Source organism: Allobosea sp. RAF48, assembly GCF_052114025.1.
Classification (GTDB): domain Bacteria; phylum Pseudomonadota; class Alphaproteobacteria; order Rhizobiales; family Beijerinckiaceae; genus Allobosea.
Genome location: NZ_JBFRDZ010000001.1, coordinates 231,307 through 253,487 on the forward strand (window position 1 = coordinate 231,307; position 22,181 = coordinate 253,487).

22 protein-coding genes and 1 tRNA gene are annotated in these 22,181 nt (G+C 66.3%); 13 read left to right on the forward strand and 10 right to left on the reverse strand.

Features of this window, described 5'->3' with window-relative positions:
* Positions 1 to 88 precede the first annotated feature (88 nt).
* Positions 89 to 442, reverse strand: a complete 354-nt coding sequence (locus AB4Z10_RS01150; RefSeq protein WP_441468957.1) for a hypothetical protein — start codon at positions 440 to 442, stop codon at positions 89 to 91.
* 198 nt (positions 443 to 640) lie between these two features.
* Here AB4Z10_RS01150 and gph point away from each other — a divergent pair, with 198 nt between their 5' ends.
* Both gph and AB4Z10_RS01160 read left to right on the forward strand, forming a co-directional pair.
* Entirely contained in the window at positions 641 to 1,330 is a 690-nt protein-coding gene (gph, locus tag AB4Z10_RS01155; RefSeq protein ID WP_441468526.1) for a phosphoglycolate phosphatase, read from the forward strand.
* Positions 1,331 to 1,366: 36 nt separating this feature from the next.
* A tRNA-Val gene (locus AB4Z10_RS01160) sits at positions 1,367 to 1,441 on the forward strand.
* Positions 1,442 to 1,456: 15 nt separating this feature from the next.
* On the opposite strand, the gene AB4Z10_RS01165 is transcribed toward AB4Z10_RS01160, so the two are convergent.
* Positions 1,457 to 2,536, reverse strand: coding sequence for a hypothetical protein (locus AB4Z10_RS01165; RefSeq protein ID WP_441468527.1), 1,080 nt, complete (start codon positions 2,534 to 2,536; stop codon positions 1,457 to 1,459).
* Between the two features lie 111 nt (positions 2,537 to 2,647).
* Between AB4Z10_RS01165 and AB4Z10_RS01170 the strand changes: the two genes are divergently transcribed.
* The 3 genes from AB4Z10_RS01170 to AB4Z10_RS01180 all read left to right on the forward strand — a co-directional run bounded on the left by AB4Z10_RS01170 (position 2,648) and on the right by AB4Z10_RS01180 (position 5,652).
* On the forward strand, positions 2,648 to 3,577 hold the full coding sequence (locus AB4Z10_RS01170) for a lytic transglycosylase domain-containing protein (protein ID WP_441468528.1): 930 nt from the start codon (positions 2,648 to 2,650) through the stop codon (positions 3,575 to 3,577).
* 177 nt (positions 3,578 to 3,754) lie between these two features.
* Positions 3,755 to 4,333 carry a L,D-transpeptidase gene (locus AB4Z10_RS01175; RefSeq protein WP_441468529.1) on the forward strand — a complete coding sequence of 193 codons (579 nt, stop codon included), beginning with the start codon at positions 3,755 to 3,757 and terminating at the stop codon, positions 4,331 to 4,333.
* 410 nt (positions 4,334 to 4,743) lie between these two features.
* Positions 4,744 to 5,652 (forward strand): DMT family transporter, encoded by a 909-nt coding sequence (locus AB4Z10_RS01180; protein ID WP_441468530.1) that lies wholly within the window; start codon positions 4,744 to 4,746, stop codon positions 5,650 to 5,652.
* Between the two features lie 84 nt (positions 5,653 to 5,736).
* Here the strand turns inward: AB4Z10_RS01180 and AB4Z10_RS01185 are convergent, their stop codons facing one another.
* On the reverse strand, positions 5,737 to 6,633 hold the full coding sequence (locus AB4Z10_RS01185; RefSeq protein WP_441468531.1) for a cell wall hydrolase: 897 nt from the start codon (positions 6,631 to 6,633) through the stop codon (positions 5,737 to 5,739).
* Positions 6,634 to 7,380: 747 nt separating this feature from the next.
* On the opposite strand from AB4Z10_RS01185, the gene AB4Z10_RS01190 reads away from it, so the two are divergent.
* Positions 7,381 to 7,974: a DNA polymerase III subunit epsilon gene (locus AB4Z10_RS01190; RefSeq protein WP_441468532.1), complete on the forward strand. Its 594-nt coding sequence runs from the start codon at positions 7,381 to 7,383 to the stop codon at positions 7,972 to 7,974.
* 187 nt (positions 7,975 to 8,161) lie between these two features.
* Here AB4Z10_RS01190 and AB4Z10_RS01195 read toward each other — a convergent pair whose 3' ends face one another.
* Positions 8,162 to 8,524 (reverse strand): gamma-butyrobetaine hydroxylase family protein, encoded by a 363-nt coding sequence (locus AB4Z10_RS01195; RefSeq protein ID WP_441468533.1) that lies wholly within the window; start codon positions 8,522 to 8,524, stop codon positions 8,162 to 8,164.
* Positions 8,525 to 8,678: 154 nt separating this feature from the next.
* Here AB4Z10_RS01195 and moaA point away from each other — a divergent pair, with 154 nt between their 5' ends.
* The 4 genes from moaA to AB4Z10_RS01215 all read left to right on the forward strand — a co-directional run bounded on the left by moaA (position 8,679) and on the right by AB4Z10_RS01215 (position 12,604).
* Positions 8,679 to 9,692, forward strand: coding sequence for a GTP 3',8-cyclase MoaA (gene moaA / locus AB4Z10_RS01200; RefSeq protein WP_441468958.1), 1,014 nt, complete (start codon positions 8,679 to 8,681; stop codon positions 9,690 to 9,692).
* Between the two features lie 84 nt (positions 9,693 to 9,776).
* Positions 9,777 to 10,370 (forward strand): hypothetical protein, encoded by a 594-nt coding sequence (locus AB4Z10_RS01205; protein WP_441468534.1) that lies wholly within the window; start codon positions 9,777 to 9,779, stop codon positions 10,368 to 10,370.
* A complete protein-coding gene (locus tag AB4Z10_RS01210; RefSeq protein ID WP_441468535.1) occupies positions 10,360 to 11,829 on the forward strand; it encodes a hypothetical protein in 1,470 nt (489 codons plus the stop codon). The genes AB4Z10_RS01205 and AB4Z10_RS01210 overlap by 11 nt, the downstream gene beginning before the upstream one ends.
* Positions 11,830 to 11,839: 10 nt before the next feature.
* Positions 11,840 to 12,604 carry a hypothetical protein gene (locus tag AB4Z10_RS01215; RefSeq protein WP_441468536.1) on the forward strand — a complete coding sequence of 255 codons (765 nt, stop codon included), beginning with the start codon at positions 11,840 to 11,842 and terminating at the stop codon, positions 12,602 to 12,604.
* A 42-nt stretch (positions 12,605 to 12,646) separates the two neighbouring features.
* On the opposite strand, the gene AB4Z10_RS01220 is transcribed toward AB4Z10_RS01215, so the two are convergent.
* Complete coding sequence (locus tag AB4Z10_RS01220; RefSeq protein ID WP_441468537.1) at positions 12,647 to 14,344, reverse strand: methyl-accepting chemotaxis protein; 1,698 nt, start codon at positions 14,342 to 14,344, stop codon at positions 12,647 to 12,649.
* 234 nt (positions 14,345 to 14,578) lie between these two features.
* Here AB4Z10_RS01220 and solA point away from each other — a divergent pair, with 234 nt between their 5' ends.
* Together solA and AB4Z10_RS01230 are read left to right on the forward strand one after the other, a co-directional pair.
* Positions 14,579 to 15,718, forward strand: coding sequence for an N-methyl-L-tryptophan oxidase (solA, locus tag AB4Z10_RS01225; protein WP_441468538.1), 1,140 nt, complete (start codon positions 14,579 to 14,581; stop codon positions 15,716 to 15,718).
* A gap of 22 nt (positions 15,719 to 15,740) precedes the next feature.
* Positions 15,741 to 16,658 (forward strand): DMT family transporter, encoded by a 918-nt coding sequence (locus tag AB4Z10_RS01230; RefSeq protein ID WP_441468539.1) that lies wholly within the window; start codon positions 15,741 to 15,743, stop codon positions 16,656 to 16,658.
* Between the two features lie 52 nt (positions 16,659 to 16,710).
* Here AB4Z10_RS01230 and AB4Z10_RS01235 read toward each other — a convergent pair whose 3' ends face one another.
* Positions 16,711 to 17,577, reverse strand: coding sequence for an NAD(P)-dependent oxidoreductase (locus tag AB4Z10_RS01235; RefSeq protein ID WP_441468540.1), 867 nt, complete (start codon positions 17,575 to 17,577; stop codon positions 16,711 to 16,713).
* Positions 17,578 to 17,711: 134 nt separating this feature from the next.
* On the opposite strand from AB4Z10_RS01235, the gene map reads away from it, so the two are divergent.
* Positions 17,712 to 18,464, forward strand: a complete 753-nt coding sequence (gene map / locus AB4Z10_RS01240; protein WP_441468541.1) for a type I methionyl aminopeptidase — start codon at positions 17,712 to 17,714, stop codon at positions 18,462 to 18,464.
* Positions 18,465 to 18,480: 16 nt separating this feature from the next.
* Here map and AB4Z10_RS01245 read toward each other — a convergent pair whose 3' ends face one another.
* The 4 genes from AB4Z10_RS01245 to AB4Z10_RS01260 form a co-directional block, all read right to left on the reverse strand.
* Positions 18,481 to 19,197 carry an ABC transporter permease gene (locus AB4Z10_RS01245; protein WP_441468542.1) on the reverse strand — a complete coding sequence of 239 codons (717 nt, stop codon included), beginning with the start codon at positions 19,195 to 19,197 and terminating at the stop codon, positions 18,481 to 18,483.
* The gene (locus AB4Z10_RS01250) at positions 19,194 to 19,922 is read right to left on the reverse strand and encodes an ABC transporter permease (RefSeq protein WP_441468543.1); all 729 of its coding nucleotides are present in this window, start codon (positions 19,920 to 19,922) and stop codon (positions 19,194 to 19,196) included. The genes AB4Z10_RS01245 and AB4Z10_RS01250 overlap by 4 nt, the downstream gene beginning before the upstream one ends.
* Positions 19,923 to 19,996: 74 nt before the next feature.
* Positions 19,997 to 20,770, reverse strand: coding sequence for a transporter substrate-binding domain-containing protein (locus tag AB4Z10_RS01255; protein ID WP_441468544.1), 774 nt, complete (start codon positions 20,768 to 20,770; stop codon positions 19,997 to 19,999).
* 206 nt (positions 20,771 to 20,976) lie between these two features.
* Positions 20,977 to 22,179 carry an MFS transporter gene (locus AB4Z10_RS01260; protein ID WP_441468545.1) on the reverse strand — a complete coding sequence of 401 codons (1,203 nt, stop codon included), beginning with the start codon at positions 22,177 to 22,179 and terminating at the stop codon, positions 20,977 to 20,979.
* Positions 22,180 to 22,181 lie beyond the last annotated feature (2 nt).

A 22,181-nucleotide genomic window follows, 5' to 3' on the forward strand; every position in this document is an offset into this window, starting at 1 on the left:
ATCGAGACCGGCCGCTACCCACGGAAGATAGCGCCGCTCTCCTGCCGCGCCGCGCGCTCCATGTCCAGCGCGCGCAGCTCGCCAGGCATCATTTCGCTTGCGGCGTGCACACCGTCTTGTCGTCGAAAACGTAGCAGATGCTCATCTCCCCGGTGCGGATATTGACGCGGAAGATGCCGCCTTCGCGCTCATGCCGCGAGGGCATCAGCCCGTAGTCGCTCGGCGCCTGAGGCCCGGCCCCCTCGCCCGTCGGGAAGCACACAGTGAGGCCGACCCCGCCCTCCTTCAGCTGGAACTGACAGGCGCCGACCTCTCCCGTCGCCTTGTCGATGCGGTAGACGCGGTTGAGATCGGTCTGCGGCGCAGGCGCGAACTCGAACGGCCCAGCGAGCGCCGGGAGCGCGCACGACAGCGAAAGGCAGGCTGCCAATCCCAGGCGCATCACGCCGGGCCGGATTGCGATGAACTTCGACATGACATGGTTCCCTGCCGCGGGGCGACGAATCGAGCGAACGATACCATCATGCGCGGCGAATTTGGGGAGGCGGTGACGACTGTCCTTCCAAGGCGAAGCACTTGCCAGCCGGCGCGGGAAGCCCTTTAAGCCGGTCGTCTGTCGCATTGCCCGGAAAGCCACGCCATGAGCCTGCCCCCGATCGTCGTCTTCGATCTCGACGGAACGCTCGCCGAGACCGCACCGGATATCATGCGGGTTCTGAACGTCATCCTGGTGCGCGAAGGCCTGCCCGCATTGCCGTTGGACCGGGCACGCGAGCTCGTCGGCGCGGGCGCGCGCGCCCTGATCGAACGCGGATTCAAGGTATCGGGCCAGCCGCTCGATGCTGAAACCCTGGAGCGGCTCTTCGAGGATTTTCTCGCGATCTACGCCGACGACGTCGCCTCCCACAGCCATCTTTTCGACGGCGTGCTGGGCGCGCTCGATGCACTGACCGACGAGGGCTACGCGCTCGCCGTCTGCACCAACAAGCCGATCCTGCACACGCGCCTGATCCTCGACCATTTCGACATCGCCAAACGCTTCGCCGCCGTGGCGGGGCGCGACAGCTTCCCCTGGTTCAAGCCCGATCCGCGCCATCTCACGATGACCATCGAGGCGGCGAAGGCCGACGCTTCGCGCGCCGTGATGATCGGCGATTCCCGCACCGACATAGCGACGGCGCGCGCGGCGGGCATCCCGTCTATCTGTGTGCCCTTCGGCTATACCGACGTGCCGATCGAGACACTGGAGCCGAATTTCATCATTCAGCACTTCGACGAGCTGCCGAATGCTGTGGATCGTGCGCTCAATCTGGTGCCGGCACGTCCTTGACGGCGTGAAGCGCGCCGACTAGGAGAAGGCCGGTCCGGGCGGCTAGCTCAGCGGTAGAGCACTCCCTTCACACGGGAGGGGTCACAGGTTCGATCCCTGTGCCGCCCACCATTTTCTCCGACATCGTCAGCGCAGAACGCGTGCCGCGCCATCCGGCAGCGGCTGGCCGCCCTTGGCAACCCCGACCAGCTCCTCAGCGAACCGGGCTGCGATGGGCAGGCGGAAATGCAGGGGATCCCAGTAGTTTTCATCCCGCGCCGTGATCGGCGAGGCGTGCGCGTAATCGACCATTGTCGCGCCGTGCCGCCGCGCCAGAGCGGTAATCCCAGCCTTGCAGGCGGCATAACGCTGCCATCCCGCCGATCCCTCGCGGGGGTAGCCCATCAGATGTGCGGGCGGCAGGACGAGCATCACCTGCGTTTCCTTCGGGAAGGCAGCGATCGCCTCCTCCAGCCAGGCCAGCGCCGGAAAGCGCCAGGCCGCCCTTTCGGCGGCCGGCACCGGCACCGGCGGCAAGGGCGTCATATCCAGAGGCAGGCCGCCACTGCTCATGTAGATGTGGCTGCGCGCACGAGCGAGATCGTAGCTCGCCTCCGGCGGCGTGAAGACCTCGTAGCCGTCGCCGCGGACGCGTTCCCGCGACCAGCCGAGACGATAGGCCATCAGACGGCCGGCGATCTCCAGATTGGTCAGGTTGAGCAGCTTCGGCCAATCGGTCCAGCGAACCTCTCGCGAGAGCCAGTCCGGCATCGGCCGCGGCGTCAGGCGCTTCGCCGCATCGGTGGCGTCGGGCTCGCACCAGGTGACATCGAGACCCCAGATGATTCGCTTGGGAACGCGGACATGCGAGCGGAACAGCCCGGCCATCTGCAACTGCTCCCAGGGCGTCGCCGCATTCATCGCGAGGTTGACGAAGCGCGCATCGAGCCCCCGCGAAAGCGTCTGCGGATCGAGCAGCCGCATGGTCGAGGTGCCCAGCACCGCCGCGTCGAAGCGCCCGGAGCGCACGAGCTGCGGGTACATGAAGCGCTGGTTGATATCCATGATCGGCCGCGCCGGCTGGCCCGCTCCGACCCGCATACCGAAAGGATCGAGCGCCGCGATGAAGACGAACAGCAGCCCGGCGCAGCCCGCCGCCGCCGCCAGGAACCATCGCGACCAGACAATCCAGGCCTTCTCCATGCTGGCCCTGTACTCCAATTTCATGACCCTGACCGGTCAGCCGGCCGGCGCCCTCTTCGCACAGGCGATGCCTCCGTCACAACGCGGAAGGCGCCGCAGTTGGCAGCCGGCGCGCGAACATGCGAGAGAGGCCACATGATCTCAGGCGTCTTCCGCCGTCTGGCCAGCCCCGCGCCGCGGCTTATCGCCGCCCTGCTTGCACTCTGCCTGCTACCCGGGCCCGGGCATGCTGCGGAAGAGCCGTTGCCGCCTTCCTCCGGCATCCAGGATGCGCTGTGCCGCCTGATCGACGGCGCCGCGCAGCAACACTCGGTGCCGCCGGCCTTCCTGACCCGCCTGATCTTCCAGGAATCGAGCTTCCGCCCGCACGTCACCAGCCCGGCCGGCGCACAGGGCGTGGCGCAGTTCATGCCCGGCACGGCGCGCGAGCGCGGCCTCCTCGATCCGTTCGACCCCGAGCAGGCCGTGCCCAAGGCTGCCCATTTCCTGGCCGAGCTGCGCGACCGCTTCGGCAACTGGGGGCTTGCGGCGGCAGCCTATAATGGCGGCCCGAACCGTGTTGCCGGCTGGATTGCCGCCCGCGCGGCGGGGCAGACCCGGTTCCTGCCGACGGAGACCGAGAACTACGTCCTGCTGATCACCGGCGCCTCGGTCGAGGACTGGGCTCAGGATGCGCGCAACAGCGCCAATGGCGACGGACGCTCGCCGCCGGCGCGACCGGCGACGCGCGATCAGTTGGCCGCCTGCGCGCCGACGCTGGTTGCGATCCGGCAGGCGCGCCCGGTCCTGCCCGTCATTGCGGAGGCGCCCTTCGCGCCCTGGGGCGTGCAGCTCGCCGGCAATTTCTCCAAGGCCCGCGCACTCGCCAGTTTCCAACGCGCGAGCGCTCTCCACCGCACGATCATCGGCGAGCTTGAGCCTATGATCATCGGCACGCGCCTGCGCAGCCGCGGTACGCGGGCATTCTACCGGGTCCGGCTCCCCGCCGCGACGCGCGCCGAGGCAACCGCGCTATGCCGGCGCATCCAGGTCGATCGCGGCGCCTGCGTCGTCCTGAGGAGTTGACGCATTGCGGCCATGTTGCATGTGCGCAACGCGGAATGGCAAAGCTCGGAAGCTCTCAGGGATGTGATAAAAGCCCGATTGCGGCGGACCCGGGAAGCTGACAGGACGTTGAGGAGACGTTGACTTTTCCGTGTCAACTTCGTGTCCACACGCCGCCCCGACCGCCCGAGGTTCTCGATGATCCGCTCCATCCGTCTGGCCATGCTCGCCGGCCTTGGCCTGCTTGCCCTCGGCTCCGCCGCCCGGGCCGAAATCGATCCGCTGACCCGCCAGCCGCTCGTCCAGTATGTCGACCCCGCCAAGGCGCAGGCCACCGCCATTCCGCGCGAGATCGTAAGCTACCCGACGAACCAGCGGCCCGGCACGATCGTGATCAATTCCGCCGAGCGGCGCCTCTATTTCGTGATGCCCGACGGGAAGGCCATGCGCTACGGCGTCGGCGTCGGCCGCCCGGGCTTCGACTGGGCCGGCAGCCAGAGCATCACCCGCAAGGCCGAATGGCCGAGCTGGACCCCGCCGTCGCAGATGCTGAAGCGCCGTCCCGACCTGCCGCGCTTCATGCCCGGCGGCCCGGACAACCCGCTCGGCGCCCGTGCCATGTATCTCGGCTCGACGCTCTACCGCATCCACGGCTCGAACGAGCCGGAGACGATCGGCCAGGCCGTCTCCTCGGGCTGCATCCGCATGCTGAACGAGGACGTGATCGATCTGTACGAGCGCACCAAGGTCGGCACCCGCGTCGTCGTCGCGCGCTGAGCGGCTCACGCTTCACTACCGAGACAAGCCGGCGGAAACGCCGGCTTTTTTCGTTTGGCCCACCCCCATCTTGATCGCTCGTTGGCAGCCTCTCGGGACGCAAAGGCACCTGCGACGCCAGTGACGCGGATGCTGGGCTGTGGTGTCGACCGCCCCCAGCAGGGGGCATTCGAATTCGTCGGGCTCAACCATTTTCGTCAGATGGCCCGAAATCATCGGCCAAATTCGCCATACGGCGGTCAATATTCGCGAACACGGCCGCTCGATTTCAACAACGATGCTTACGCGCGCCGACCCCCCCAGGCCGGGCGAAGCGGCTCAGAAAGCATCGGAACACAGTCATGGCTCCAAAGGACTGGACCAAGCGCGCCCTTCCCGTCCGGGCGCCGAAAGCCGGGCGTCGCTGAGCCGTGACGACCACGATCGAAAGCCAAGGGGCGGCGACTGAGGCAGCCGACCGGAAATTCGGTCAAATCCTGCTTGTCATCACGGCATGCGGCTGGGGCCTGAACTGGTCGGTCCTGAAATTCGTCCTGCTCGACTGGCCGCCGCTGTTTGCTCGCGGCATGGCTGGCCTCCTCGGCGCGGCCGGCCTGGCTATTTTGGCATGGCACCGCGGCGAAACGCTCAGGGTACCGCGCGAATTCCGCCTCCCGCTCCTCCTAGCAGCCGGAATCAACGTATTCGCCTGGATGGGCTTTACGGCCCTGTCGCTGAATTGGCTCAAGGTTTCCGAGGGCGCCCTCATCGCCTATTCGATGCCGATATGGGCGATGCTGATTGCGTGGCCCCTGCATGGAGAACGCCCGGATCGCCGTAGCCTGCTCGCATTGGCGCTCGGCGTTGCCGGCATCGCGATATTGATGGGCGGGCCCAACCTTGCCGTCCAAAAACTGCCGGGCGTTCTCTTCGGCCTCGCCGCCGCCATTCTCTTCGCGGTCGGCACCGTCATGGCCCGCAAGCCCATTGCGATGCCTTTCACGGCGCTGACGGCATGGCAGGTCGCTCTCGGCTGCTTGCCGATGGTCGCGCTCAGCCTCCTTCTGGAACGACCACATCTTCTTGCCTTGTCCGGCCAAGGCTTGGTCGGTCTGGCCTATATGGCGGCCGTCCCGATGGCGCTGTGCTATCTGACCTGGTTCGGGGCACTGAAACGCCTGCCGACGACGACTGCGGCAACGGGCATGCTGATTGTCCCGATCGTCGGAACCTTATCGGCCGTCCCTTTGCTCGGAGATGCTTTGGGGGCGCGGGAAATCCTGGCGATCGGTGTCGCGCTCAGCGGTGTCGCATTGGCGCTCCGCAGGACCCGCCGCTGACATTCGCGGACGCAAAAGCGTTCAGCGATCCAAGCTGTGCCGTAGGCTCAGCAATCGCAGGGGCCAGCGCAGCCCGCCTCATCTTCAGCTGTAGAAGATGTGCCGGCCGATCACGTCCATTTTCTTCAGCTTCTTCGCCCAGCCGGGTTGGACATAGTCGGCGTGATAATGCATCGCGGCTCCCACCTCCAGGAGATAGGTTTTGCCCTCGTAGACCTCGCGCGCGATGCGCATCGCCGCTTTCCATGCCTCGGGTTCGGTGATCCGCAAGGCCTTGCCCTCGCAGGCGAAGGTGAACTGGCAGGCGAGCTTGCGGTGGCGGTTCTGGAAGACCACGCCGCAGATCGTGGCCGGATAGACCCCGCTCTTGACCCGGTTGAGCACGACCTGGGCAACGGCAGCCCGCCCTTCTTCCACTTCGGAACGCGCCTCGAAATAGACGGCCTGGGCCAGGCAGCGCTCTTCGCGCTCCAGATGCTCGGGCTCGATCAGCCCCACATAGATCTGCCGTGGCTCAGGCTCTTTCCCCGGCACGACGATAAAGCCCGTCGGCGTGACCCAGGCGATCGCCGTGCTTTCGCTCGTCGGCGTCACCGAGGTTTGCGCTGCGCTCGCGGCAGGGCGCGGGGTCGTTCCATCATTTTTCCCCAGGCCCTCGCCCGAGCGTTGCGCTGCTCCGGGCGGAGCCTGCTCGCTCTTCTCGCTGTCGTGCAAGGCGCGCGCGAGACTGTTGCGCCACTTGCCCCCCGGCCCGTGCACGATCGACAGCACGAGCAACGAACTGTCCGGCCTACCGAACAGTCCGAAATCATCGGCAAGGAGACGGCTTGAGGCAAGCGCCTTCGGATGGAAGCCAAGTGTGCGCTCATCGACGCCGAACGGGACATGCGACAGAGCGGGCGACGTCGTCGGCAAGGTCTTGGTAGGCAGCACGACGAGAGCCGCGAGCGCGAGCAGCGCCTGCGGGACGATGCGCTTCATGGAGTACGCTCCGGAAATATAGGGTCAGCCGAGCAGGCGCAGCACCGATCGATCGGCGGCGAGATCAGCGGCTCGTTTGACTGGAACTTGCTGGGAAACGGGAAGGGTGACGAGCTAGCGTTCCGCCATTGCGGGGATCAGGCGAGGCTGAATGGCGGAGCTAGTCGATGGCTTTGGTCGTCGGTCGATACTCGGATCAGCCGCAAGACTGCGGTGGTTCGCAGGCCATTTGCCACGGCAGGAGAATGCCAGGGATATGCTCGGTCGCATCGTCGGCCTTCGGCTTCATCGCGGCGCCATGAGCGATGACTGCGCGCCTTGCGGCGCAGGGCGAAAGCCTTCCGAAATAAGCTCCTACCTGCACGAGCGAACGCCCTGCCTATACGTGAAATTAATCCTATTCTCTTCGCAGACATCTGCGCCGATATTACTTTCACTCAACGGTCCATTAACTCCACATTAACGACGCCACGGATCGATCTACGCGCCCTATGAAGAGAGACTTCGGCAGCTTTGTGACCTGATCTACCTGGCACCGAAATCAACGACCGCCTTTCGCCGCGGACGCCCGGCACGCTCGGGCGCCCCCGCATGCAGTCCGAATGCGGATGAAACTCAGGTTTTGACTTCCTGGGTATATTCGGCAAGCAGCGATCCGGGTCCGTGCCTCGCCGCTCGAAGCGAGCGTTTGCCTCGGAGTCAGTCGGATATGCGCAGGTTCACAGCGAGAAGAGACCAGGGGGATCGATGCCGCATTTCTACGTTGTGACCGACTGCGAATTCGATGGGCCGATACCGGGCGCGAATTCGATGCTGTCGTTCGGCTCAGTGGCAGTATCAAGCACCGGCAGGATCCTCGGCGAATTCGAGGCTGTTCTGGAGCCTCTCGACGGCGCTGAACGGGACGCGGGAACCATGGCCTTCTGGCAGACGCAGCCTGAGGCATGGGCGGCTGCGACAAGCAACCCGGAACCAGCAGGGGCTGGCATCGAGCGATTTGTCGATTGGGTCAAATCGCTGGATGGCGAGCCCATTTTCGCTGCCCACCCGGTCGTCCTCGACGGGTTGTGGATCGACTTCTACCTGAGACGATTTACCGGACGGCCACTATTTGAAGGCCCATGGGTTCCCGACCGGCTCTTCAGGCATCCGCCTCTGTGCATCATGTCGATGGTCTCTGGCAGCACGGGGCGAGGACATTGGCAATGTGATGTCGAGCACTATCCGCCGGAATGGCTTGGCTCCATCGAACACACGCACCGCGCGATTGACGACGCTCGGGGCTATGCAAACCTCCTGAATCTCGTCGCCCTCAGCCGGCAAGCCAGCCGCGACCTTTAGCTGCCAAGAGCAAGGTCCGCCTTCCATCCCATTCCGAGGTTCAACCGAGACAACGAGGGCACCGCGGCGGGAGGCGAGCCAGGCGACGATCCTCCGTACCCGCGCTCCAGCGCGGATTGCGTGGCCCCTGGCGCTGCGGCTTCGCTTCGTCGAAGTCGCCGACCCCTGCAGCGGATCGGAACGGCTCCTAGCGCTGCCGATCGCGGGAGAGCCCCTTCTCCGCCAGCGCGGCCTCATAGGCCTTCATCTTCTCCTGCGCCTGCTCCCCGAGCTCGCGCAGATAATCCCAGGCATAGATGCCGGTCTCGTGCATGTCGTCGAAGCCGAGCCTGACGGCGTAGTTGCCGACCGGCTCGACCCTCAGGATCTCGACTGCGGCCTTGCCGGCGACGATCGTCTTTTGGCTGGGATGGTGACCCTGGACCTCGGCCGAGGGGCTTTCAACGCGCAGAAGCTCGGCCGGCAGCGCAAAACTCGCCCCGTCCTCGAACGCGACGTGCAGGGTGCGACGGTCCTTCGACAGGCGGATTTCGGTCGGCCAGGATGACATGATCGTGTACGTCCCTCGCAGGCTGCGGCAGTCATGCGCTTGACCTTGGCCGCAGTGGTGCCAATGTCTTGCTATAGCAATGTGCAAACCAGTCCGCATCCTGGGCGGAGCGGGCTGGGCGTTCGGAGTTGAGGCAGACGTGCTGCTCGACGACATGAAGCCGCTGACGCGGTCGCCACTGGTCGATCCGTTCGGCCGGAAAATATCCTATCTGCGCATCTCGGTAACGGATCGCTGCGATTTCCGCTGCGTCTACTGCATGGCCGAGAACATGCAGTTCCTCCCCCGGAAAGAGCTGCTGACGCTGGAGGAGCTCGACCGAATCGCCACTGCCTTCGTCAGCCGCGGCACGCGCAAGCTGCGACTCACCGGCGGCGAGCCGCTGGTGCGCCGCGACATCATGAGCCTGTTCCGCTCGCTCTCGCGCCACCTCGCCTCCGGTGCGCTGGACGAGCTGACCCTGACGACCAATGGCTCGCTGCTCTCGCGCTATGCCGACGAGCTCGCCGGCTATGGCGTGCGCCGCATCAACGTGTCGCTCGATACGCTCGATGCCGACAAGTTCCGCGAGATCACGCGCCGGGGCGACCTCAAGGTCGTGCTCGCCGGCATCGAGGCGGCGCGCAAGGCCGGCATGCGCGTCAAGATCAACGCGGTGGCGCTGAAGGGCGTCAACGACGACGAGATCGAAGAGCTGATGCTCTGGTCGCACGGCCTCGGCATGGACCTCACCCTGATCGAGGTCATGCCAATGGGCGAGATCGAGGTGGGCCGCATCGACCAGTACCTGCCGCTCTCGGTGGTGCGCGGGCGGCTGATGGACAAGTACTCGCTGGTCGACGACCCCTACCGCACGGGCGGGCCGGCGCGCTATGTCCGCGTCAAGGAAACCGGCGGGCTTGTCGGCTTCATTACGCCACTGACCCATAATTTCTGCGAGAGCTGCAACCGCGTGCGGCTGACCTGCACCGGCACGCTCTATATGTGCCTCGGCCAGGAGGATGCTGCCGACCTGCGCGGCGCCGTCCGCTCCTCGCAGGACGACGCCCTGCTCTACCGCGCCATGGACGAGGCCATCGCCCGCAAGCCAAAAGGCCACGACTTCGTCATCGACCGGCGCCATGCGCGCCCGGCCGTAGGCCGGCATATGAGCGTCACCGGCGGCTGATCGGCCTGGATGGCAGCCGCCGCTCGCTTGACCGGCCCGGCGAATGCGGTCACCGTCAGCTGACGGGTGGAGTTGCTGCGGGTCATGTTCAAAGCGATCGCAGGCCGCGTAAAAGCGGCGGCAAGCGCAATCGACGACGCCGTGCGGCAAACCCATGCGGCGCGGCTGGCGATCATGGCCGCGCGCTTGCGACGCCCCCTGCCGCTTCTTGCTATCCTGATCGCGACCATCCTGCTCTTCTGCCTGTTCCTGGGCTGGTCGTCGGGCCGCGGCGTCTTCTTCCTACTCTCTCCCGCCTCGCCGACCGGCATCGGGGCCGGAATCGCGGGCGCCCTGGCAGGGCTCGCCGTGCTCGAACTCTGCGCGGCGTTCGCGATCACGCTGATGAGCGCGGCGCTGCAGCTCGCCTACGACACCGGCCGCCATCGCGTGCTCGCCTTGCTCGTGATCGCCTGCGCCCTGGTGCTGGCCGGACTTGGCTGGCGGCTGGCCGCGCTCGATCGGGCGCCCCTATCGCTGGCTGCGATCCTGCCCATGCTGGGCGGAGCCGGGCTCGTCGCGCTGACGATCTGGTTCGAGCGCGCCTATCTGCGGCCGGCCTATCCGGGCTTCCGCGATTTCTGGGTCGATGTCGTCGATGCCCGCCTGTTCCTGACACGAGCCGCCCATGGCGAATGAGAACGGCCACACGGCCACGCGTCACGGCGCCACCCCGGCGATGACAGCGCATCATCTCGCGGAATCGGTCAGGGCCGGACACAACGGCGCGAGCGACGCGGTCGAAAACCTGCCCCCGGCCGACGCCACCATGCTGTCGCAGACCGAGCAAACGCTGATCGCCAGGGCGCGCGAGCATTACACCGCGCTGCGGCAGGAGGCGGCAGCCAGGCTCAACGCGATCCAAGCCGAAATCGTGAGCCGGCGGGAACTCTTCACGCAGCAGCGCTTCGAAGGACGGGTACGCGGTGTCGAGGCGACGATGCGGGCCATGCTCAACAAGCACGGCAGCGAGCTGGAGCAGCGCATCTACGATGCCCTCAGGGCCAAGCGCGAATACGCCTTCTTCAACTACGAGAACAAGCGCCGCGCCGATCCCAAGCTCGACAAGTGGCAGTTCATCCTGTTCTTCCTCGTCGTTCCGCTGGTGATCGAGAGCCTGCTCAACGGCAACTTCTTTGCAGAAGCCAGCGATTTCGGCCTGGTCGGCGGCGCGGCCACCGCCGTCATCATCTCGGCACTCAACATCGCGCTCGGTTTCTTCATGGGGATCGGGCCAGCGCGCTACTGCCAGCATGTGAAGAGCTCGCATCTGTTCTGGGCGCTGCCGGCCTATGCCGGGATGATCGCGCTCATCGTGCTGTTCAACCTCGCGGTCGGGCACTATCGGGAGATGCTGATCGCCAATCCGGATGCGCGTTCCTATCAGGTGATGCCGCGCATGCTGGAGAACCCCTTCGCGATCTACGACATCAAATCAGTCGCGCTCGTCATCATCGGCTGCCTCGTCGCCTTTGTCGCCGCGACAAAGGGCTTTACTGCTTTCGGCACCTATCCCGGCCATGCCGCCGCCTACAAGCGCTGGCGCCAGCGCTGGAGTGCCGTCGAGGAGGAGCGGCGCCGGCTCGATGGCGAATTGCTGCCGGAGCTGGAGGGAATCCGCACGCAGATCGACGGTTTTCGCGCCGATTGCCGTGACGAACTCGGCAAGCTGCAGGGCATGAAGGCAGCCGCCGAAAAGGCGCGCGACCTCTATCAGTCCCGCCTCGGGCAGCTGCGCGCGGCCAAGGACGCAGCGATGATGCAGTACCGCGAGGCCAATCTGCGCGTCCGCACGGATCTGCCCCCGGCCTATTTCGGGCAGTCACTCAACCTCGCCGAGATCGACCAGCCGGGAGAGCTGCCGGAATATGTCGCAGCACGTCGGCAGATCGAGGATTTCGAGCAGCAGCTCGCCAGCATGCCGGGGCTCATCGAAGCCAAGCTCAAGGACCGGCTGATGCTGCTGCGCGGCGTCGATCTCGCCGGCGAGATCGAGCAGGTGAAGCTGCGCGCGGCGCAGGCCGGACGCGAAGCTTTCGAGCGCGACGAGGCGGCCCAGAAGCAGGCGGCGGAGGATTTCGCCGCAATGCCGCGATAAAGGCTTGGGCATGAAGACCGAGAACCTGGCCATCGTCGCCTCCCTGCTCGCGGGCGTCGCGCTCGTCGGGTTTTTCGCGGCCCCTTCCCTGCTGCGCGGGCCGCCGCGCGACCAGGAAACGCTCTGCCCGAAGACCGGCCCCGTCGGCCATACGCTGATCCTCGTCGACAAGACGGATCCATGGAGCGAGGTGCAGGCCGGGCGGCTGAAGAAGCTGGTCAAGCAAATCGGCGACGAGCTGCCAGCCGAGCGCATGCTCTCGATATACGTCTTCAACGACGTGTTCGAGCCCGGCTTCCCGGCCCTGATCTCGCTGTGCAACCCCGGCAAGACCGCAAGCGAGCTGATCGGCAATCCGCGCCGCGAATACGTCAAATGGGTCGAGAAGTTCGGCCGCCCGCTCGACGATGCCCTGACCGTTCTGACCCAGCCGGCGAAGGGCAACCAGTCGCCGATCGTCGAGGCCATCGGCGACGTGGTGTCGCGCCGCGAGAACCGCGTGCCGAACGGCGACCGCTCGCTCGTCCTCGTCTCGGACATGCTGCAGAACTCGGGCCAGTTCACAGTCTTCGGCAACGCCGCCGGCGCACGCGACCCGGAGCGGCTGCGGCGCCTGCTCGACAAGGTCTGGCAGGATTCGGGCGCGAAAACGTGGTCTCTCAGTATCCACCAGGTCCAGGGCGTCTACGACCCTAACCGCCTGGAGCAGGCTGCTTCGCTGTGGAAGCAGGCCTTTCAGAAGCTCAACATCTCGGTGACCTGGGACAGGCTTTAGCCTAACGCCGCTTGCCCTGCTTGGGCCCGCGTGTCGTGGCCGTCAGAGCCTGTAGGCCATCCGGACACCGCCCCAGTGGCGCCCCCGCACCCGCAACGGCGCGTTGATCTCGTTGAGAGCTTCGCTGCACCCGTTACCGAAGTCATGGTGGCAGAGCTGGACCATGAACGGACGCACCGAGCGGCTCGCGCTGATGCCGGAGCGGCTATCGAGAATACGCCTGTTGCAGGCATGGACCGCATTCCACGCCGGATCGTAGCTGCGTTGCGGCTGCGACGTCCCCGTATGATGCACCGGCACGTAACCATTGCGATCACTCGGCACGGCGAAGACCAGGCGAGGGTCGCTGGCGAGCGTCCTTTCCAGCAAGGGCGGCAGGACGACTTCCAGAGCCGGCAGGCTCGGGCTCAGATACTGGAGCGGCTCGCTCTCGGGAACCGGCGCATAGTTCGCCTCGAACAGTTCCTCCTCCGCTATCAGTCCTTTCTCGATCGCGGCTTCCATCGCCGCAGCCACTTCCCGGGCAAAGTCCTGGGCGCGCTCGATCAGCGGCCGATAGGAGCGTTCGATGTCCTCGATCATCTGCGCCAGCGCGTCGCTGCCGGCGACGGCGTCGGGGTCGAAGGCGAGGTGCAATCCATGCTCGCTTTGCCCCGCCATGCGGCAGGGAATCGGTGGCAGCCCGTCGATCGTGATCATGCCGGCCTCACCGCCGACGCGGACGGCCTGGGTACCGGCGAGCAGGGCTCCGCCTCGGCCAACATCGACGATGCGGCTCGAGAGATCGATATCGCCGAGCTTCAGCTGCGCGCGGCGGACTGTCGGGAAGCGATCGAACCGCCGCCGATCGGCGAAAGCCGAATGCCTCAGCACCGGCTTGAAGCGCCGGAGCATGCGGCCGACCAGCCGGCTCCCCTTTTCCGAAGCGCGGCGGGCCCGTTCGCTTTCGGCGACCGTGGCATGGGCAATCCGGTCGATTTCATTTGCACGGAGTGCGACGTCCTCGACGAAAAGCGCGGTCTCAACGGCGTTGCGCGACAACTCCGCCGTCGAGAACGCCTGTTCCTGCGAGGCCTGGCTGATCGTGCTCATAAGCGGATTGACGTCCCGCACGATCTGCAGCGCCTCGTTGACGATGCCGGTCGAGCTTTGCGCTGCGTGGGTGAGGCGATCGACCCGGCTGCGGATATGCTCGACGGCCTCGCTCACCGCGATGGAGAGAGTCTTCACCTCATGGGCGACGACGCCAAAGCCGCGCCCGGCCTCGCCGGCGCGGGCCGCCTCGATTGCCGCGTTGAGCGCCAGCAGATTGGTCTGGCGGGCGATCTCCGCGATGGAATCGACGATCCCGCGGATCTCGCCGGTCGCCTCGGCCAGCCCATCGAGCATCAAGGTGGCCTGGCCCGCGCGCGTTACCGCGGCGTCGAGCCGGTCGCGGACGCTCGCCATGGCGCTGTCGACCTGCTCGGCCGACTGCGAAACCTGCTGCGTCGCCGCAGCCACGACCGAGGCGTTCTCGCTTGCGGCGCCAACGGCCATGCGCATGCTGCCGGCGCTCTCCAGAATGGTGCGCGAACCGCTTTCGGAATCGGCCGACAGCTTCTCGACCTCGCCCAGCTCCTTCGTGAGCCGATTCATCGCGAACAGGATATCGCGCTCGATGTCATCCACCGCGTCGCGAACGGAAAGGTCGCGGGGGGCGATCTGCAGAGCGGTCGTCTCGGCTGGCTCGACCGTCACCGGGTCAGGTAAAGCCTCGCTGCCCGCTGGAGTTCGGGCGCTCAGCCAGCGTCGTATCCTGCCCTGCATCCCCAGCCCAGTCTCACCTAAGGTCAGCCCTGCATCCGGTTATGGGTGGCGAGCGTTAACAAAAAGCTTCCTCGGCGCCTGCACGGCTCGTGTGCCGCAGAAGCATTGGACCGTCATCCCGGGGGCCGGTATAGCTTGGCCTTCCACGTCTGACGGGCACGAGCCATGAGCCAGCACAGCTATGACGTCATTGTCGCCGGGGTCGGCGCCATGGGGTCGGCGGCGTGCTGGCACCTCGCCCAGCGCGGCCTGAAGGTTCTGGGGCTCGAGCGTTTCGACCTCGGCCACGCCATGGGCTCCTCCCATGGCCTGAGCCGGATCATCCGGCTCGCCTATTTCGAGGGCTCGCACTACGTCCCGATCGTGCGCAGGGCGCATGAGCTGTGGGCCGAGACCGGCCGGCAGGCAGGGCTCAAGCTGCTCCATGTCACCGGCTCGCTCGATCTCGCGCCGAAGGGCGGCGGACCGGTCGAGTCCTCGCTGCAATCCTGCCTCGACCACGGGCTGGCCCATGAGGTGCTGGAGGGCGCCGAGGTGATGCGTCGTTTTCCCGGCTTCCAACTGCCGGCCGGGCATATCGGCCTGTGGCAGCCGGATGGGGGCTTCGTCGCCTCGGAGAAGGCGATCTATGCCCATGTCGGCCTGGCGCAGTCGCACGGCGCCGACATCCGCACCAACGAGCCCCTCCTGGACTGGACGCCGACCGCACAGGGCGGCGTGATCGTGCGTACCGAGCGCGGGACCTATTCCGCCGGCCGCCTCGTCATCACCTCGGGCGGCTGGATCGCCGACGCGGTGCCGGCCTTGTCGCAGCGGGTCAACACGGTGAAGCAGGCGATCGGCTGGTTCACCACGCACCGGCCGGAGCTTTTCCGCGAAGGCGCCTTCCCCGTCTTCATCCTCAGCGTCGAGGAAGGCAGTTTCTACGGCTTCCCGCTTTACGAGCACCCCGGCTTCAAGCTGGGCGGCCCGCATTTCGGGCGCGAGCCGATGGATCCGCGCGAGCCGGACCGGACACCGAGCGAGAATCAGGTCAGGCTCATTCGGGAGTGCCTCACGCGCTATCTTCCCGATGCTGCGGGCGAGCCTTTGACGGTCAAAGGCTGCGTCTACACCGTCTCACCGGACGAGGACTTCATCATCGACACGGTGCCGGGCGTGCCGCAGGCCCTCTTCGCTTCGGCCTGCTCGGGGCATGGCTTCAAATTCGCCAGCGCGATCGGCGAAATCCTCGCCGATCTGTCGACCACCGGCCATTCACCCTTCGACCTCGCTCCCTTCTCGCTTTCCCGCTTCGCGGCCTGAGCCTTTCCAGCAGGATACCCCTTTGGCCAGCGCAGCCGAAAATCGCCGCGGCATCATCTTCATGCTCGCGGCCATGTCGCTCTTCGTCGTCAACGACACGCTGATGAAGCTGGCGCGCGAAACCTACCCGGCCGGTCAAGCCATCGCGCTGAGGACGGCTTTCGCGATCGTCGTCGGTTTAGGGCTTGTCTTCCTCGCCCGCGAGAGCGACCGCCTCGCAATGGCCTTCCGGCCGCGCGTGCTGCTGCGCGGGGTTCTGGAGGCCTTCAGCGCGCTGACTTTCGGCTGGTCGCTCGGGCTGCTGCCGCTCGCCAACATCACCGCGATCAACATGGCCTCGCCCCTGCTCATCGTGGCGCTTGCGGTCGTACTCGGCATGGAACGCGTCGGCTGGCGACGGACGCTGGCGCTGACCGTCGGCTTCATCGGCGTGCTCTTCGTGGTGAAGCCGGGCGCCGCTTCCTTCAATTCCGCAGCGCTCGTCGCCCTGCTTAGCACCCTGCTTGTTGCCTGCCGCGATCTTGCGACCCGTACCATCGGCGACGACGTGCCCTCGACAGTCGTTTCGCTCACGACGACGGTCCTCGTCGGCACCGTCGCGCTCGGTTACGGCCTGACCGAGCAATGGCTACCGGTCTGGCGGCTCGAGACGGTCTATGTCGCCCTGGCTGCCGTGTTGGTCACGGTCGGCACCTTCTTCATCATCAGCGCGTTTCGCCGCACCGATGTCGGCGTCATCTCGCAGTACCGCTACGCCATCATCGTCTTCGCGACACTGCTGGGCTATCTCGTCTGGGGCGACGTGCCCGATCTCTTCGCCTTTCTCGGCATCGGGCTGATTGTCGGCAGCGGGCTCTACACCATGCACAGGCAGCGCGTGCGGCCGGATTCCAGGCTGAAGCTGGACCGCCGCTCCAATCCTTCGAGAGGACCCGCCTGACGGTCGACGGGCCACGAGGGCCCGTCTCAGGATTTCGTTGGGCAGCGCCGCTTTACGGCTCCAGGCGGGCGATCAGGCTGGAGGTATCCCAGCGATTGCCGCCCATTTTCTGCACCTCGGCATAGAACTGGTCGACGAGCGCGGTAACCGGCAGCTGCGCACCATTGCGGCGGGCCTCGTCGAGGACGATACCGAGGTCCTTGCGCATCCAATCCACGGCGAAGCCGAAGTCGAACTTGTTCTGGTTCATCGTCTTGCCGCGGTTCTCCATCTGCCAGGAGCCGGCGGCCCCCTTGGAGATCACCTCCAGCATGGTCTCGACATCGAGCCCGGCGCGCTTGGCGAAATGCACGCCCTCCGACAGGCCCTGAACGAGGCCAGCGATGCAGATCTGGTTGACCATCTTGGTGAGCTGGCCGGAGCCGGCCGGGCCCATCAGACGGCACATCCGGGCGAAGCTGGCGATGACCGGCTCGGCGCGGGCATAGACCTCCGGGTCGCCGCCGCACATCACGGTCAGCACGCCGTTCTCGGCGCCAGCCTGTCCGCCGGAGACGGGCGCGTCGACGAAGCCGAAGCCGCCTTGCTTGGCCGCCTCGTCAAGTTCGCGCGCGACATTGGCGGAAGCCGTGGTGTGATCGACGAAGATCGAACCCTTATCCATCCCGGCGAAGGCGCCGTTTTCGCCTGTCGTCACCGAACGCAGATCGTCGTCATTGCCGACACAAGCGAAGACGATCTCCTGGCCTTTCGCCGCATCGGCCGGCGTCGCCGCCGAGACGCCGCCATGCTGGGCGACCCATCCTTGAGCCTTCGTCGGATTGCGGTTGTAGACGGTGACGTCATGGCCCTTGGCCTTGAGATGGCCCGCCATGGGATATCCCATCACGCCGAGACCGATGAACGCGACTTTGGCCATGAGCAGCTCCCGCTCCTTTTTGAAGACTGACACGCTTTAGCGCGCCGTTGCCGAGCCGGGAAGGAGGATGCGCGCCAGCGGCCCATGCGGCATTTTCCGTTGCAGCCGGGACGCCGGCAGCTTAGCTCGGGTCCATGACCATATCGAACGACGACGAACTGCAGGCGCTCAAGGAGATCGGCGGGATCGTGGCCCGCGCGCTCGCCGCCATGGGCAAGGCGCTCGAGCCCGGCATGACCACGGCGGAGCTCGATGCCATCGGGCGCGATTTCCTCGAGCGGCACGGCGCACGCCCGGCCCCCGAACTGGCCTACGACTTCCCCGGCGCGACCTGCATCAGCGTCAACGAGGAGATCGCCCACGGCATTCCAGGCGAACGGCGCATTCTCGGGGGCGACCTCGTCAATATCGACGTCTCGGCGGAGAAGGACGGCTTCTTCGCCGATACCGGCGCTTCCTTCGCTGTGCCGCCGGTCAAGCCCAAGCTGGAGCGACTGTGCCGCGACGGCCGGCGCGCACTATGGACCGGCATCGGGCAGGTCGGCGCCGGCAAGCCTCTCGCCGGCATCGGCCAGGCCGTGGGGCGCTTCGCGGACAAGAACGGCTATACGCTCGTGCGCAACCTGGCGAGCCACGGCGTCGGCCGCTCGCTCCATGAGGAGCCGACCGAGATCGCGACCTGGCCCAACCGCCGGGAACGCCGGACCATGACAAACGGGCTCGTCTTCACCGTCGAGCCGTTCCTGTCGCTGGGTGCGGACTGGGCGGAACAAGAAGATGGCGATCGCTGGACACTCTACAGCGAGCCTCGCGCGCCCACCGTCCAGTACGAGCATACCGTGGTCGCGACCCCGCGCGGCGCCGTCGTCCTCACCCTGCCCGGCTGAGTCGGCTACACCCGGCTCAGCGCAGAGCCAGATGCCGGCTGAGTCTGAGCTCCACCCGGTCCCAGACGCGCCGGATGATCTCGACCAGCACCAGATAGATCAGCGCCGCATAGAGATAGATCGAGAGGTCGAAGGAGCGGGCGAAGGCGAGCCGCGTCGCGCCCATCAGGTCGAACAGCGTCACCAGCGAGGCGATGGCGCTGGCCTTGATCATCACGATCAGCTCGTTGCCGAGCGGGCGCAGCGCGAGAATCATCGCCTGCGGCATCACGACGAGCCGCAGTGTCGCCCAGCGATGCAAGCCGAGCGACAGCGCGCCCTCGAACTGCCCGCGCGGGATCGACTGGATGGCACCGCGCAGGATCTCGGCCTGATAGGCCGCCGTGTTGATCGTGAAGGTGAGGAGCGCACAGTAGAACGGGTCGCGGAAGAACCACCACAGCCCGATATCCTGCCAGAACAGACGAAACTGGCCGAGGCCGTAATAGACGAGGAAGAGCTGGCAGAGCAGCGGCGTACCACGGAAGAAGGTGGTGTAACCGCTGACCAGCCGGGCTACCCAACGCGTGCCGTAAAGCCTTGCGACGGCGAGCCCGAACGCCATCACGAAGCCGAGCAGCACCGAGAAGAAGACAAGCTCGACGGTGATCCACAGGCCCGACGCCATCCGGCAGCCGTAGTTCTGCAGGACCTCGCTGCCGAAGAACCAGCCGGGATATTCGCACCAGTTCATCGCGTCGCGCCTCCGAAGGCGGCGAAGCCGCGATTGGCGCGCCGTTCCAGCCCGTCGATCGTCCGTGCGGAGACGAGCGAGAAGATCAGGTAGATCATCATCGCCGCGCCGAAGAACAGGAAGGGTTCCTTGGTGACGACATTGGCGCGGGTCGTGATGAACATGATGTCCGGCAGGGTGATGACCGAGACCAGCGAGGTCTCCTTGAGCAGCACCATCCAGTTGTTGCCGAGACCGGGCAGCGCCACCCGAACGAGCTGCGGCAGCACGACGAGGCGGAAGGCCTGGGCCTTGCTAAGGCCGAGCGCCGCAGCCGCCTCGCGCTGGCCCTTCTGGATCGAGTTCAGCGCGCCGACCCAGACCTCGCTGGAGAAAGCCGAGAGCACGACGCCGAGCGCGACCATGCCCGCAACGAAGGGCGGCATGCTGAAGGAACCCGGCAGGCCGAGGCTCTGCCAGAGCTGCTGAAGCAGGATCTGGATGCCGAAATAGATGATGTAGAGCGTGAGCAGCTCGGGCACGCCACGGAAGATCGTGGTGTAGAGCGTGGCGAGACCACGCCACAGCGCATTGTCGGAGCGCTTGCCGAGCGCGACGATGAGCCCCAGCGCAAGTCCGAAAGGCAGCGTTGCCAGCGCGATGGAGATCGTGACGGCGGCGCCCTGCAGCAGGGCCCAGCCCCAGCCTTCGGGGCCGAAGCCGAGCAGCGCGAATTTATCGAGCATGGAGATGCCGGAGCAGGAGAAGCTTATGCCCGCCGGCCCGGCCGGGCCGGCGGAAACGGTTCAGGACGGCCGGCTCAGTCGTACTTGAACCACTTGTCCTCGAGCTTCTTGTGCGAGCCGTCGGCCATCGTCTCGGCGATGGCCTTGCTGATCTTCTCCTTCAGCTCGGGGTCCGACTTGCGCACTGCGCCGCCGACGCCGGGGCCATGGATGGCATCGTCGCGCTTCACCTCGGCGATCTTGCGACAGCAATCCTTGCCCTTGCCGCGCAGGAAATCGGAAAGCGCGAGCGCGTCCGCGACGATGTAGTCGAGGCGGCCGTTGATCAGATCGAGATTGGCCTCTTCCTGCGTCGGGTAGAGGCGGATGTCGGAATCCTTGTAGAACTTCTCGAGATAGTTGGCGTGGATGGTCGAGCCCTGCGTGCCGACCGACTTGCCCTTGAGTGCCGCCGGCGAGATGTCGTCCGACTTGGTGCTCTTCGGCCCGATCGCCCAGATCGGCGTCTTGCTGTAGACCGCGGTGAAATCGACCCGCTTCTTGCGCTCGTCGGTCGCGTTCATGCCGGCGAAGATGACGTCGTATTTGTTGGCGAGCAGCGCCGGGATGATGCCGTCCCAATCCTGCACCACCCAGGTGCATTTCACCTTCATCTTCTCGCAGAGCAGATTGCCGTAATCGATCTCGAAGCCTTCGAGCTCCTTCTTGGCGTTGAGGTTGTTGTAGGGCGGATAGGCACCTTCCGTGCCGATCCGAATCTCCTTCCACTCCTTGGCCTGGGCGAGAGCGCCTGTCGCACCAGCCAGCGTCAGCGCCGCAGCGGCGACGAAACGAACGAAACCTTGCATGGAACCTCCCGCAGTTTCGGAACCGCCGGATTTACCCTTGTCCCCGGTCCGGCTCCGTTGCGACAGATTGGGCGCAGTTTCGTGCCACCCGCAAGAGGGATCGACGCAGCTTTTCGCAGCCGCCCACGCCCAAGGCACCGGCAACGGCGTCAATGCTGCCAAAGACGAAGACGGGCCGGCGCAGGAACTCCGCCCGGGCCTCGCGCCTAGCGGCGCGCATCGATGACCGCGACGATCCAGATCGCGAGGCCGCCCAGAGCCAGCGCAGCACCGACCCAGCCGGTCGAGGTCCAGCCGTAGCCGGCAGCGATCACCATGCCGCCGAGCCAGGGGCCGAGCGCGTTGGCGGTGTTGAAGGCGCTGTGATTGAGCGCGGCGGCCAGCGTCTGCGCATCCTCCGCAACGTCCATCAGGCGAGTCTGCAGCATGGCGCCGAGACCGCCGCCGCTGCCGACCATGAAGACGACCAGCGACACCGCCCAGATGTTACCGGCAGCGAAGGGGAAAGCCGCGAGCCAGAAGGCACTCCACAGCAGAAGTCCCGCAGTTGCCGGAACCAGCGCCCGGTCCGCCGCCCAACCGGCGAAGAGAGTGCCGAACGTCAGCCCGAGCCCGAAGACGGCGAGCACGACCGGAACCAGTGCGGGCGAAGCACCGGTCACGGCCATCAGGGTCGAGGCCAAATAGGCGTAGACCGCGAAGAGCCCGCCGAAGCCGATCGCGCCGGTGGCGAGCGTCAGCCAGACCTGCCGGCGCTTCAGCGCTCCGAGCTCCCGCAGCGGGCTCGCGCCCGGCTGGACCTTGTCGCGCGGCGCGTAGAGGGCGATCAGCAGGACCGTCAGCAGGGCCAGCCCTGCGACGATGGCAAAGCCCGAGCGCCAGCCCAGCACCTGCCCCATCCAGCTCGCGGCGGGAACGCCGAGAATCGTCGCGATCGTCAGGCCAAGCATGACCCGCGCCACCGATTGCGCCCGGCGGTTCGGCGGCGAGAGCGAGGCGGCGACCAATGCCGCGACACCGAAATAGGCGCCATGCGGCAGGCCACTCAGGAAGCGGAAGGCCAACATCCAGTGATAATTCGGCGCCAGCGCGCTCAGGCCGTTGCCGATGGCGAAGACGGTCATCAGCCCGATCAGCAGCGTGCGGCGCGGCACCCGCGCGGCCAGCACGGCGATCAGCGGCGCGCCGACCACGACTCCGAGCGCATAGATGCTGATGACGTGCCCTGCGGTGGGCTCGTCAATGCCGAGGCCGGCGGAGAAATAGGGCAGCAGGCTCATCGCCGCGAATTCGGTGGTGCCGATCGCGAAACCGCCCATGGCGAGCGCGAACAGCACCAGCCCGACCGAGGTCGTGCGAAAGGCGGACGTGCCTGCGTTCAGGCTGCGATCGTGCGCGGCGAGGCTCATGG

What these genes read in the sequence shown, in the direction of transcription:
- AB4Z10_RS01215 (WP_441468536.1), top strand. Translation starts at nt 11,840, where the DNA reads ATGAAGACCGAGAACCTGGCCATCGTCGCCTCCCTGCTCGCGGGCGTC.
- AB4Z10_RS01190 (WP_441468532.1), top strand. Translation starts at nt 7,381, where the DNA reads ATGCCGCATTTCTACGTTGTGACCGACTGCGAATTCGATGGGCCGATA.
- AB4Z10_RS01260 (WP_441468545.1), bottom strand. Translation starts at nt 22,179, where the DNA reads ATGAGCCTCGCCGCGCACGATCGCAGCCTGAACGCAGGCACGTCCGCC.
- solA (WP_441468538.1), top strand. Translation starts at nt 14,579, where the DNA reads ATGAGCCAGCACAGCTATGACGTCATTGTCGCCGGGGTCGGCGCCATG.
- AB4Z10_RS01185 (WP_441468531.1), bottom strand. Translation starts at nt 6,633, where the DNA reads ATGAAGCGCATCGTCCCGCAGGCGCTGCTCGCGCTCGCGGCTCTCGTC.
- AB4Z10_RS01170 (WP_441468528.1), top strand. Translation starts at nt 2,648, where the DNA reads ATGATCTCAGGCGTCTTCCGCCGTCTGGCCAGCCCCGCGCCGCGGCTT.
- AB4Z10_RS01205 (WP_441468534.1), top strand. Translation starts at nt 9,777, where the DNA reads ATGTTCAAAGCGATCGCAGGCCGCGTAAAAGCGGCGGCAAGCGCAATC.
- AB4Z10_RS01210 (WP_441468535.1), top strand. Translation starts at nt 10,360, where the DNA reads ATGGCGAATGAGAACGGCCACACGGCCACGCGTCACGGCGCCACCCCG.
- moaA (WP_441468958.1), top strand. Translation starts at nt 8,679, where the DNA reads ATGAAGCCGCTGACGCGGTCGCCACTGGTCGATCCGTTCGGCCGGAAA.
- AB4Z10_RS01175 (WP_441468529.1), top strand. Translation starts at nt 3,755, where the DNA reads ATGATCCGCTCCATCCGTCTGGCCATGCTCGCCGGCCTTGGCCTGCTT.
- AB4Z10_RS01245 (WP_441468542.1), bottom strand. Translation starts at nt 19,197, where the DNA reads ATGAACTGGTGCGAATATCCCGGCTGGTTCTTCGGCAGCGAGGTCCTG.
- gph (WP_441468526.1), top strand. Translation starts at nt 641, where the DNA reads ATGAGCCTGCCCCCGATCGTCGTCTTCGATCTCGACGGAACGCTCGCC.
- AB4Z10_RS01165 (WP_441468527.1), bottom strand. Translation starts at nt 2,536, where the DNA reads ATGAAATTGGAGTACAGGGCCAGCATGGAGAAGGCCTGGATTGTCTGG.
- AB4Z10_RS01195 (WP_441468533.1), bottom strand. Translation starts at nt 8,524, where the DNA reads ATGTCATCCTGGCCGACCGAAATCCGCCTGTCGAAGGACCGTCGCACC.
- AB4Z10_RS01235 (WP_441468540.1), bottom strand. Translation starts at nt 17,577, where the DNA reads ATGGCCAAAGTCGCGTTCATCGGTCTCGGCGTGATGGGATATCCCATG.
- AB4Z10_RS01250 (WP_441468543.1), bottom strand. Translation starts at nt 19,922, where the DNA reads ATGCTCGATAAATTCGCGCTGCTCGGCTTCGGCCCCGAAGGCTGGGGC.
- map (WP_441468541.1), top strand. Translation starts at nt 17,712, where the DNA reads ATGACCATATCGAACGACGACGAACTGCAGGCGCTCAAGGAGATCGGC.
- AB4Z10_RS01255 (WP_441468544.1), bottom strand. Translation starts at nt 20,770, where the DNA reads ATGCAAGGTTTCGTTCGTTTCGTCGCCGCTGCGGCGCTGACGCTGGCT.
- AB4Z10_RS01150 (WP_441468957.1), bottom strand. Translation starts at nt 442, where the DNA reads ATGCGCCTGGGATTGGCAGCCTGCCTTTCGCTGTCGTGCGCGCTCCCG.